Genomic DNA, 8609 nt, shown 5'->3' with positions numbered 1-8609 from the left:
GGTTTGAAGCACTCTTACCGATATTCTCCAATTCCTCTTTGGTCAAAGAGGCAGAACTTATCCGGTTACTTGATATCCCTGATAGTACTTCAGCGAGTTTCTCGGAAGTGATATTCCCGAGGTTAAGTGAATCACTTACGTTTGATGTGGTTGAGGTGATCTGTTGATTACTTTCATCCCATGATACTAAGTTGAACTGCTTGACGATATCCTCAGCATCAATATCCAGATCTGCATCCAGGACAACCATGTCGGCTTGAATTGAAATTATGGGTGAAGAACCTAGGTCAATTTCTTTTATCTTGAGTTGGTTATTGTCAGTGATGACAATTTGATTATTCATTTCAGCCCTCATGAGAATAAAATCCCAATAAGAACAATAATGCTGAACCAATTGACCAAATGTCACCTTGGTACTGTCGATGTCTTTCTTTAAACCAAACTTTGAGGCAATTTTTCCAAATGTCTCGCTATCCGTTGCATCAGTATAAATATTGGTGAACCTCCCTTTAGTCAGTTTGACCGCTTTGTCCTTACAAGTGATTTCCAGATAAGATTTACTTCTCTTTACTGCCATTCTCTGCGAAAGTAAAATTCCAGCATAAACAAGTTCCCTATAATTTCCATACCCCATTTCAATTTCGATTTCATTTCCAGGAACAAAATCAGAGCCTTCTGCATTTGAAAATGATTCGTTGGCAACCCCAAACACACCCCCGTCCAAAACACGGAACTTAGCAGTGGCAATCCTGTTCACCTCCTTTGAAACAGTAACTGACAGAATCTCTACGGTATCTTTAATTACACTTCCATTAATCTTAATGGAGAGTGAAATGGGGTCGGAGGATTCTTTGAGAATATCAGCCATAGGATTAGATTACCGGTAAAAAAATAATTTGGTCTCCAGGTTTGATATCCCTGAAATCATTCAGTTTATTGAATTGCGCAACCTTAATATAAAAACTACTGTCCCCATAAATCCGATAGCACATCAACGGAAGATTATCACCCGCTGCAACTGTTCTGATATGGGTAAGGTCAGATGAGTTTTTGCCTTCCTCCAAAGCTTTTTTCTCAGGGGAGACCGAATAGATAAATACAGCTTTGATCTCCGTTCTAAGTGGAGTACCATCTGTATCCATCATGGTATTGACCTGATCAAAAGAAAGCAAGCGGCCTTGGAATTCAAATTGGGTACCCCAAAAAATCTTAATGTAATTGGGTTCATGAATATCCCCATTGTATGTATACATCAGTTTTTTGAGTTCGTCAACTTGTTCATCCACTTTCTTTATTGAAATAATACCGGTACTGTCAAAAAAGAAGTTGAATTCATATTTTTCTGATCTTCCTCCTTTAAACTTGACTGTATCAGCACTGCTTCCAATAGGAGAGGTATTTGTAGAATAATTCAATTGTCCTTTTTTGGATGTTTTGTCAGGATTTACCAATACTTCATAATCTCCCAATTTATTTTTGAAATCAGGATCTTTGTAAGCAATCACCTTCACTTTATTTATCTTTCCTTCTGACATAAATTATCTATGGGTTTGATTTTGAAGTTTATCCAAAATTCTTTCAAAGCAATCCTGCTCAATATCTTTTTTCATTTGGGAAATTAATTCCTTCAAAGCTTCTTCCTCAATTTTCTTTTCTTCAAAAGGAGATTTATCATCTATCACCTCTCCTTTAATAATCAGTTCTTTGATAATGAGCGTCATCTTTTTACAAAGTTTTAGTGAATTTTCTGTATTTGAAAGTCAGCGTTTCAATGGCGAGTTCATTTTTTGTACTCCCTAATCCACCTAATTCCCACGATATGGGATAAGCCTGTTCGATAGACCACACCGCTAATGGAGTTACGATTTTTGTAGAACCTATTATAGCAGCTTTCGATGAAAGTAATCTTAGGCTGATATTTAAGGGTTTAAATTTAAAATTTTCGATGGCATCCCTGCACCATTTTTCAAGTTCGGATCCTTTCATCAGGCATCTTTTTAGGACTAAGTTGTCGTATTTTATGGATTTGGGAAGGTGGTGGACAAAAACATTGTCTCCACCTTCCCTTTTCTCCATTGTTTCCACCGTTACTTTCAATCCGGATACTTCCTGAAAACTACTGTCCATCTTTTTATTTCCATTTCCTAGAAATGCAACTTCAAAATAAAATGCAGTAGGTGGAACATACCCTGGTGTGAAAAAGCTAGTGGTTTCCATCAATATTAAGCATTTGCTATTGTAAGACCCTCATGTGAAATTTCAATAGTCTCGACTGCTACTTCATTGGCATCTGACTTCATATCTGTAGAACTGATTTTTGTGGGCCATGCGTTGGCTAAGGTCCATGTCATCGTCGGGTTTCCGCCTTCATCGCATAACTTGATGACTACGTTTTGACGTTCAACAGTATTCATTTTGATCTTATTGTACCAATCAAAAAACTTATTGTCTTTTACAAAAACTCCTTTTTTCATAGTCACATTGTTATTTTTGACTATTCCGGGCATATTGATTGTTGAGAATACCGGGCTGTTACCATGCCTGTATTCTATCGGCTGTGATGTTACTTCCAAACCGCTTACTTCTTGAAATGGAACGTCTGTTGCACTACCCAAGTCTACTTTGAAGTAAAATTTGGGTAGTGGCCAATTGCTGTCTTGTGCTTCTCCTGCCATGATTTTATATTTTTTAGTTTTTGTTAAATTTTAATTTTGTTTTGGAGAAAAATTGAGTGTTGTCAATTTTTCCAATAATTATGATTTTTGCATTTGTTGTTGGAAAGTGACCACTATAAATTCTGCAGGTCTGACAATGGCTAATTTCACTGAAACCAGCATTTTACCCTGAAGGATATCCAATCCTGTCATGGTACTCCCCAATCCAATCTGTACGTCAAACGCATCCTCCGGAGAAGAACCTGCCAATGCTCCTTGCTTCCATTTTTCAGTCAAAAAGTTGACGATCATACTTTTAACAGTAATCCATGTATTTGCATCATTAGGCTCAAATACATAGGATCTGAGTGCCAATTTGATAGACTGTTCCAGCATGATGATAGTTCTCCTGACGTTGATGTATTGCCAATCCAGACTGTTGCCATCCAATGTTCTTGCACCCCATACCAAAGTGCCAATCCCAGGAAACGTCCTTATGGCATTGATAGACTTTCCTGATGTTGCATCAACATTTAAATTTTCCTGTTCATCGTGTGTGATATTAGCAGAAGGTTTTAATACGCTGTTTAAACCTACATTGGCCGGTGATTTCCAAACTCCCCGATTGTTATCGACCATCGCATAAATACCTGCCATTGCTGAAGATGGCGGAAGCAAGTTCATAACTGCTCTGATTTCGTCTAAAAGATTCACATATGTTGGGCTGGTTGCCACTAAACCCAAATGATAATTCCGCTTTTTATTCTCTTTATAATTTGCAAACAATTTTATGGTTTCTTTCTGTTTTTCATTTTTCAGCAAAACATCTAATTTTTCCAATAGTTCCTTCTTTTTTTCATCAAAAGCAGCTTTATCGGTATCATACTGTGATTTATCAGTATCGTATTTTCCTTTTTCAGTGTCATACTTCACTTTATCTTCATCATATTTAGCTTTTTTAGCATCGTATGTAGACCTGACCTCGGGTGTCGCATCAGCCCCTGGATCGATAGGTTCTACAGGTTCCTTGGGAAGAATCGGTTCTTTTGGCTTTATTAAATCTTTTGAATTATCTGAAATTAAGGCCGCCTCTAATTCTGCCGATTTATCCTTTATAAAATTCTCAATAAATTTTCCTTCATTGATCGGGAATTCAGAGATCAATTTAAGTGCATCTTCCTCTATTTCAGGCAATAAAGTGCTGAGATCAGTTTCGATATTTTCAAATGTAACATCTCCTTTCTGGACAATATTTGTGTTTAACCAAGGATAATATGCAGCGGCATAGTTAAGGTATTCAGTACCTATTTTCTCTCTAAAATTGGTAATAATATCCACTTTAGGGTCACTTGAAACAGTTCGTGGTTCATAACCATTATGAATGTCCAGTATTGCTACTCTACTCTGCATTTTTGCACAATGTGCAAGTACTTTTTTATACACATCATAAGAAGTATCTTCCAACTTTACCACATCAGGAACTAAAACCATTGTGGGTTCCTGTTCCTTCAATAAAGTCAGTAAACCGGCTTCAAGGTCATCTTTCAACACTTCAACTACCTTATCATTTCCTTCTCCATCTTTTCCTCCATAAGTACCGACAGAAACAATATAGCATGTGCCTCCTCCATTATTAAAAAAAAGCTGAATGCCACGAAACATATAGGAATCATGATTTGGCAAATAATTGATTGCTCTTAATTCGTCTTTGATTGTAATCTCATTTTTGTCTCCCTCTTTGAGTGGATCGATATTAAATTTTGGAGAAAATCCCCCTCCAAACAGTCCTAAATATTCCGCAAAAGAGGTTATTCTAGTGGGAATATTTACAAGAGATTTTCCATTTCGAGAAGCCTTTTCCGTATACCCTATAAAAGCGGGAATAGCAGTAGCAACTTCAACAACGGATCCGGGAAAGGCGTTTTTTTCTTCAATGTAAACACCTGGTGTCATTAATGGTTGTGCCATGTTTGTTTTGGTTAAATGTGAAATGATTGTTTAAATAAAAATATGTGAATAAAGTTCTCCATTCGGGAATCCTTCCTGATGTATGAAATCAGGTGAGGCTCTCGGTAGGCTTTTGATGATAATTTTTTCATTTCTGGGATCCAAATCGGGATGTTCTACCAGTTGGAAATAACCAGAATTCAAATCCTGTAGCTTAATACTTTCAATGGATTCAAAACATCTGTAACTGCCCATGCCATTCAGTTCAATTTCTTTCTCTTCAAATGGAATGGTTTTCTTTTTGGTGTCTATGATACTGAGATTTTGAAATTTCTTATAAATGGGGTCAGTCAGGATATACCTCCATTTGGTCAATCTGCTTTTGAATTTGGCCGTAAAGTGAACCGAACCGTTTTCTTGGAATTGATTATGCAAATCGGCCGGATAAACTGTAAAGACCATATCCGGAGTTTTAAAAATTCTTTGAGGAAAAAAATAAAATGTTTGATTTAAATCTTTTCCCGAAATGGTATACAGCCCTTCTTCATAGGGCATATTTTGGAACTGACCGCCTGCGCTTATTTGCAGGACTTTTTCTCTTTCGTCAGTAAGGGTGTACTGTTCATTTATTGACAATCCACTTAAATTGATATTTCCCTGTCTAACCAGAACCAACGCCTTTTTATCCAAAAACTCTTCACTATTTAACCCCAATTCCTCAGGCTTTCCTAATTGGTATACTTCCTTATTAACCAAATATATCAGGGATTTTCCAGGAAAATAACCTTCCAAATCAGTGTAATTGAAGAAAAGTGGATCTTGAATTGAAAAATGGAAATGAATCGGATTCCAATCCTCTTTCAATAAAGAAATATCTCCAGTCAGAAGATGAAATCCATTGTTAATTGGCTTGATGATAAGATTCAGGTTATGCAATATTTTTTTTGATTCCAAGGAGACACTCAATTGAAAAATAGCCGGATCACTTTGCGCGAAATATCCATGCTTGATCTGAAATGTCGATATGATGGAAAAAGAATTCTGCATTTAATTTGTCACATTTTCATTGGTACCTGAAATAGCCGGAGTAATTTTGCTGATTGGAGAATCATCCATGACGACAAGGCCAACTTTATACAATACTGAAGGAAGTAGTTTTGCTCCGATTGAAGACCAGATATTACTCATCTGATCATAATTCAACTTACATAGCTCAAAACTCAGTTTTTCAATTTTATTGGAAAATCCCAAAGAAGCTGCGGGAAATAATATTCTGTTTTGCTGAAAATACCGGACGATAGCTGAAAGATAATTGAGGCCTTCAATATAATTTGGACCCCTGAAATTGGTACAGCAAAAAACATGAAGGTTCAAAAAAAGCGGCGCATTTCGTTCCGCAAAAGCGCCACCAGAAATGCCGCCCCTACCCCTTGAATTTTTCAGGGAAGTCTCTTCATCTAATTGTATAAGAAATAAAACCACTTTGTCCTCCACCTCACGAGAAGATGAGCCATCATTCTCCACCAAATTCGAAAGAACAACCTTATTTTCAGTTAAGGTAAAATTGTTTTTCAAATGCTGATTCAGAGAATCCCTAATATAAGTCAAGGTGATATCAATCATGGCTAAAAATGAGGTGGATAAAACCCGGATAACCGAATTTTTTATGTGTCTATATTGAAATTTAAAAAATATATGTTTTCAATCCTAACAATTTTACAAAACAAAAACTATTTTTATCATAAATTACAGTAAACACAATTTTTACAATTAAACTCTTAATTAAATATAATTTATTATGATTGAAATTATATATCTAATTCCACTACTAATTTTGATAATTGTCTTGTTTTTTGCAGTTATTTCTTTAAAAAATAACAATAGGTTTTTGGTGAAAAGCATTGAAAAAAAGGAATTAACAGTAAAAGAATTAGGAAAGAAACTTAAAGAAACTGAAGAAACTTTGGTAACGGCGGAAAAAGAAAAAACTGACCTTTCCCATCAATTAGAAATAAACTCAGAACTTCTCTCTCGGGAAAAAGACAAAAATGAAAACCTTCTGAAAGTGATAGAAGAACTGAAAAAAGTGAAGCCTGAAAAAGAAGAAGATGTGATCATTGAATATTTTTTAAAAACTAAAAAATAAGATTTTAATGCAGGATACTTTTACCTTGTTTGATTTTTTCAATTTTAATTCCTGCTAGAATATCTTCTTTTGATATCATGCGGTTCCCACGTTCCAATGCTTTCAGAGTACAAAAGTGCAGGACATTAATAATGGAAGCTCCTGTCAGCTCAAACTTTTCGGACAATTCCTCCAGATCAATCCGCTTTTCAAATTGAAACTCATCGGTGACTGCATTTTTCCAAAGGATCAACCTTTGTCTATAGTCCGGGATTTCAAAATCCAGGACCAATTGGAATCTCCTGAAGAAAGCTTCATCGATATTGTTTTTGAAATTGGTACACAAAATGACCAAGCCATCAAAATCCTCAATACGCTGCAAAAGATAAGATACTTCCTGATTGGCATACCGGTCATGAGAATCGGTGGTTTGGCTTCTTTTTCCGAATAAGGCATCAGCTTCATCAAAAAACAATATCCAGTTTTTGTTTTCCGCCATATCAAAAACCTTAGAGAGGTTTTTCTCTGTCTCCCCAATATATTTGGAAACGACCATGGACAAATCGACCCGGTAGACATCCATTTCGCAGGATTTACCCAGCAAACTAGCGGTGAGTGTTTTGCCTGTTCCCGGAGGCCCGGTAAAAAGCACCTTAAACCCACTTTTGATTTTCTTGCCGAATTTGAAGTTGATTTTCAATTCCTTGCCAAACCGTAGCCAATTTTTGATTTCTGAAATTCCTTCCGTGACGGGAGAAGACAATACCAGGTCGTCCCAATCCTGCTGCGTGGTGATTCTCTTGGCCGGAAAATCCATATCAAAATCAGGTTGGTACACCTCTCCTGTAGTCAATAGCGAAAGGTACTCCCTGTTTATCTGCAAAGAACCACTGAGCATAGGTTCTCCGGGAACAGACCTGTCGAGATAGATGATTTTTTCTCTGACCAAAAAATGGTCTTTATCAAAAAGCCGCATCAAAGAAAACCGCTTGGAAAGATCCGTTCCTGCCAATAAAAATATTGCCGTCTCGCCTGTTGGCAAAAAACCTTTATGCCTTTCGGCTTTCCATCCACCAAATTCTGTAAATGGTATATCAAAATTCTCATTTTTTAAATGTAAAATATCTAGAATTGAAGGTCTTATATGGGGAATTAAAGAAAGGATAAGGACCAATCTTTCTTCCAGCACCATATTGTATTTCTTTACCAAACTGGCATAGTCAGAGGAATCATTAAGTAAATCTGGCAGCACAATACGGGAGAGTTCTTCTTCTTGAGATGATTCTTCAAAAGTTATTTTGCCACGTAGCATCAATATTTCCTGAAACCAATCCAATTCTTTTTCCAAACTCAAAGAATTGTTTTGATTTTTGATTTTTGATGAATAATTATTTTTATTATCAGTTATTTCCATAAAGTGAAAAATCAGGATGACTCAAGTCAACAAGTTAGTCACTAATTAAAGTAAAGAAAAATCTACTAAATTTTATGATTATTTTGCCAACAAAAAAAGCCCACATCTCTGTGAGCTTTCTTTCTGTCGGAGTGACTGGATTCGAACCAGCGACCTTCCCGACCCAAGTCGGGACACGCTACCAGACTGCGCAGTGGGTCGTGTACTGAAATAGGTTGACACAATTTAATTAAAAATTGTAAACCTATAATAGGACAAAATGCGTGAATCAGAAAAATTCTCCGAAGATTCCAGGAGAAAAATCGTCATGGAAGTACTTTCAGGTACTTTGACCAAAGAACAGGCAAGGCATGTTTATGGAATTAAAAGCAAATCCGCTATCTTGGAATGGATGAGGATTTTTGCCGGTCTTGAAAGAAGAGTTCCGAATGATCCTCTTCCGATTTTAAGAAACATGTCAGTAGAACAG

At 36.4% G+C, this 8609-nt stretch carries 10 protein-coding genes, 1 tRNA gene and 1 pseudogene; 2 read left to right on the top strand and 10 right to left on the bottom strand.

Annotated elements, in window-relative coordinates; translation table 11 throughout:
* From ACEW8U_RS22820 to ACEW8U_RS22785, 8 genes are all read right to left on the bottom strand, one after another.
* On the bottom strand, positions 1-868 hold an 868-nt coding region (locus ACEW8U_RS22820), incomplete at its 3' end, for a phage late control D family protein (RefSeq protein ID WP_373524365.1).
* 4 nt (positions 869-872) lie between these two features.
* The gene (locus ACEW8U_RS22815; RefSeq protein WP_373524364.1) at positions 873-1535 is read right to left on the bottom strand and encodes a LysM peptidoglycan-binding domain-containing protein; all 663 of its coding nucleotides are present in this window, start codon (positions 1533-1535) and stop codon (positions 873-875) included.
* A gap of 3 nt (positions 1536-1538) precedes the next feature.
* On the bottom strand, positions 1539-1721 hold the full coding sequence (locus ACEW8U_RS22810) for a DUF5908 family protein (RefSeq protein WP_373524363.1): 183 nt from the start codon (positions 1719-1721) through the stop codon (positions 1539-1541).
* Between the two features lie 4 nt (positions 1722-1725).
* Positions 1726-2217, bottom strand: coding sequence for a phage tail protein (locus ACEW8U_RS22805; RefSeq protein ID WP_373524362.1), 492 nt, complete (start codon positions 2215-2217; stop codon positions 1726-1728).
* A gap of 5 nt (positions 2218-2222) precedes the next feature.
* Positions 2223-2675: a phage tail protein gene (locus tag ACEW8U_RS22800; RefSeq protein WP_373524361.1), complete on the bottom strand. Its 453-nt coding sequence runs from the start codon at positions 2673-2675 to the stop codon at positions 2223-2225.
* Between the two features lie 78 nt (positions 2676-2753).
* Positions 2754-4622 (bottom strand): phage tail sheath C-terminal domain-containing protein, encoded by a 1869-nt coding sequence (locus ACEW8U_RS22795; protein WP_373524360.1) that lies wholly within the window; start codon positions 4620-4622, stop codon positions 2754-2756.
* Positions 4623-4652: 30 nt separating this feature from the next.
* Positions 4653-5648 (bottom strand): hypothetical protein, encoded by a 996-nt coding sequence (locus ACEW8U_RS22790; RefSeq protein ID WP_373524359.1) that lies wholly within the window; start codon positions 5646-5648, stop codon positions 4653-4655.
* Entirely contained in the window at positions 5649-6224 is a 576-nt protein-coding gene (locus ACEW8U_RS22785) for a DUF4255 domain-containing protein (protein ID WP_373524358.1), read from the bottom strand.
* Positions 6225-6399: 175 nt separating this feature from the next.
* Between ACEW8U_RS22785 and ACEW8U_RS22780 the strand changes: the two genes are divergently transcribed.
* Complete coding sequence (locus ACEW8U_RS22780) at positions 6400-6747, top strand: hypothetical protein (RefSeq protein WP_373524357.1); 348 nt, start codon at positions 6400-6402, stop codon at positions 6745-6747.
* A 4-nt stretch (positions 6748-6751) separates the two neighbouring features.
* Here the strand turns inward: ACEW8U_RS22780 and ACEW8U_RS22775 are convergent, their stop codons facing one another.
* Together ACEW8U_RS22775 and ACEW8U_RS22770 are read right to left on the bottom strand one after the other, a co-directional pair.
* The gene (locus ACEW8U_RS22775; protein WP_373524356.1) at positions 6752-8140 is read right to left on the bottom strand and encodes an ATP-binding protein; all 1389 of its coding nucleotides are present in this window, start codon (positions 8138-8140) and stop codon (positions 6752-6754) included.
* A gap of 133 nt (positions 8141-8273) precedes the next feature.
* A tRNA-OTHER gene (locus ACEW8U_RS22770) sits at positions 8274-8333 on the bottom strand.
* A 66-nt stretch (positions 8334-8399) separates the two neighbouring features.
* On the opposite strand from ACEW8U_RS22770, the pseudogene ACEW8U_RS22765 reads away from it, so the two are divergent.
* Positions 8400-8609, top strand: a pseudogene (locus ACEW8U_RS22765) (hypothetical protein); the annotation flags it as partial.

The sequence above is a fragment of the Aquiflexum sp. genome (assembly GCF_041751335.1).
GTDB lineage: Bacteria > Bacteroidota > Bacteroidia > Cytophagales > Cyclobacteriaceae > Aquiflexum.
Note: the sequence above shows the minus strand (reverse complement) of the source record. Positions and strands in the feature narration are given on the sequence as shown.

Bases quoted from the DNA above. Each gene is read 5' to 3' on its own strand.
- ACEW8U_RS22775 (WP_373524356.1), bottom strand. From the start codon at position 8,140: ATGGAAATAACTGATAATAAAAATAATTATTCATCAAAAATCAAAAAT.
- ACEW8U_RS22790 (WP_373524359.1), bottom strand. From the start codon at position 5,648: ATGCAGAATTCTTTTTCCATCATATCGACATTTCAGATCAAGCATGGA.
- ACEW8U_RS22785 (WP_373524358.1), bottom strand. From the start codon at position 6,224: ATGATTGATATCACCTTGACTTATATTAGGGATTCTCTGAATCAGCAT.
- ACEW8U_RS22780 (WP_373524357.1), top strand. From the start codon at position 6,400: ATGATTGAAATTATATATCTAATTCCACTACTAATTTTGATAATTGTC.
- ACEW8U_RS22815 (WP_373524364.1), bottom strand. From the start codon at position 1,535: ATGTCAGAAGGAAAGATAAATAAAGTGAAGGTGATTGCTTACAAAGAT.
- ACEW8U_RS22800 (WP_373524361.1), bottom strand. From the start codon at position 2,675: ATGGCAGGAGAAGCACAAGACAGCAATTGGCCACTACCCAAATTTTAC.
- ACEW8U_RS22810 (WP_373524363.1), bottom strand. From the start codon at position 1,721: ATGACGCTCATTATCAAAGAACTGATTATTAAAGGAGAGGTGATAGAT.
- ACEW8U_RS22805 (WP_373524362.1), bottom strand. From the start codon at position 2,217: ATGGAAACCACTAGCTTTTTCACACCAGGGTATGTTCCACCTACTGCA.
- ACEW8U_RS22795 (WP_373524360.1), bottom strand. From the start codon at position 4,622: ATGGCACAACCATTAATGACACCAGGTGTTTACATTGAAGAAAAAAAC.